We start from the raw sequence: 2,181 nt of genomic DNA on the forward strand, positions 1-2,181 counted from the left end.
CCCGGCATGAACTTCTGGATGGTCGCAAACACAATGCCGCCGGACGGCCGATTCGCCAGCAGCGTGCGCAGCTCCTGCCGCGTGCGCGCCTGCACCGGCTGCTCGCGGAGCAAGTCCTGCGCCAGGCTGAACACGCCAAAGAGTTGCCCGTCCAGGTCATTGCGGTCGCTGATCACCACGATGGTCGGGTTTTCCATCGCCGGCGCCTGCATCACGCGGGCGGCAAAGCAGGTCATGGTGATGCTTTTGCCGCTGCCCTGCGTGTGCCACACCACGCCGCCCTTCTGGCTGCCGCCGGGGCGTGACGCCTCAATCACTTTGCCAATGGCCGAGCGCACCGCATGAAACTGGTGGTAGCCGGCAATCTTTTTGACCAGCGTGCCGTCGTCTTCAAACAGCACAAAGTAGCGCAGGTAATCCAGCAAATAGGCCGGGGCCAGCACGCCGCGCACCAGCGTTTGCAACTCGTTGAACTCGCCCAGCGGGTCCAGCACGCTGCCATCAATCGTGCGCCAGGCCATGAAGCGCTCGGCGTCGCTTGAGAGCGACCCCATCAGCGCCTCGGTGCCGTCAGAAATCACCAGCACCTCGTTGGTCTGGAACACGTCCGGGATCTGCTCTTTGTAGGTCTGTATCTGGTCGTAGGCCTTCCAGACGTTGGCGTTTTCAGCTGCGGGGTTCTTGATCTCCAGCAGAACAATCGGCAAGCCGTTCACGAAAAGAATGATGTCGGGTCGGCGCGTGTGGTTCGGCCCCTTGATGCTGAACTGGTTAACGGCCAGCCAGTCATTGTTATCAGCGCGCGCCCAGTCAACCAGCCGCACAAAGTCGCCCCGCGTTTCGCCATCCTTCTGGTACTGCACCGGCACGCCCGTCACCAGCAACTGGTGAAAACGCCGGTTGGCTGTCAGCAGCGCCGGAATCCCCAGGTCCAGCACTTGTTTGAGCGCGTCTTCACGCGCCGCAGCCGGCACGCCAGGGTTCAGCCGGTCAATCGCGGTGCGCAGCCGCCCGGTCAAGATCACCTGTCGATAGTTTTCGCGCTCGGGCGAGATACCGTCGGGCGCAATGTCCGGGCCTCCAACCACGCTGTAGCCCACGTCGGCCAGCCAGCCGAGGGCTTCTTGTTCGAGTTGGTCTTCAGTCATCGGGTCACCTCAAAGACTTTGACATGAGCGTCTTGTCATGTAAAAAATAACCAATTTTATTAACATGAAAGCCGATTCATGTACACAAAGTCAACATGAGCGACGCGCATCACTTCACCAAAACCTCGAAAAACGCGTCATTGATAAAGTAGTTCTCACGCCACACAGGCTGCTCCCGCAACAAACCCGCCTCCACCAAAGCCCGCAGGTATTTGGTACAAGTGGGGCGCGAACCCAGGCCGGCCTGCTCCAGAAACTTCACCTTGCAGTACGGATGGCGAAACACCACGTCCAGAATTGCCGGTACCTGGACTTTCGGCAGTACCGATTCAGCCTTGGCCATTGAGGCCTGCTTCAGCTCCAGAATGGCCAGAATGCGTTCGCCGGTGAGCTTGGCCGTACTCTCCACGGCCCGCAGCATGTACAGCACCCAAGCCTCCCACTTCGCTTCCTCCGTGACGCCAGACAAGCCCCGGTAGTAGTCACCCTTGTGTTCAATGATGTAGCGCGACAGGTAAAGGATGGGCACGTCCAGCAGCTTCTCGGAAATCAGGTACAGGATGTTCAATATCCGCCCCACCCGGCCGTTTCCGTCCGGAAACGGATGAATTGCCTCGAACTGGTAGTGCATCACCGCCAGCCGTACAAGGGGATCAAGCTCCGATGGTTCATTGATAAACCGCTCCAGATTGGCCAGCTTGTCGCGGATCACGCCCTCGCCCTCGGGCGGGGTGTAAATCGTTTCGCCAGCCGGGTTGGCCAGCCGAGTGCCGGGCAGGCGCCGCACACCATCGTCGGCCTGCTTGACGACCTGATACAGCGTGTCAAACAGCCGTGTGGTCAGCGGCATGTTGTCCTGCTTGACCCACTGGTAGCCCTGCCACAGCGCATCCTTGTAGTGCAGCACCTCTTTGGTTTTGGGGTCTGAGCCCTCGCCGTCATTGGCAAAGCCGCGGTACAGCGCATCGTCGGTCGTCACGATGTTTTCGATCTCCGACGAAATCTTGGCCTCCTGCAAACCCACCGCCTGAAT

Annotated in this window: 2 protein-coding genes; both read right to left on the minus strand. The window is 59.9% G+C overall.

Annotated features, from left to right (window positions below; all coding sequences use genetic code 11):
- A partial coding sequence (locus tag RMO23_RS04350; RefSeq protein ID WP_309678873.1) for a type I restriction endonuclease occupies nt 1-1,148 on the minus strand: 1,148 nt, incomplete at its 3' end.
- Nucleotides 1,149-1,257: 109 nt separating this feature from the next.
- On the minus strand, nt 1,258-2,181 hold a 924-nt coding region (locus RMO23_RS04355), incomplete at its 5' end, for a Fic family protein (RefSeq protein WP_309678874.1).

The sequence above is a fragment of the Polaromonas sp. genome, from assembly GCF_031411155.1.
Lineage (GTDB): Bacteria > Pseudomonadota > Gammaproteobacteria > Burkholderiales > Burkholderiaceae_C > Polaromonas.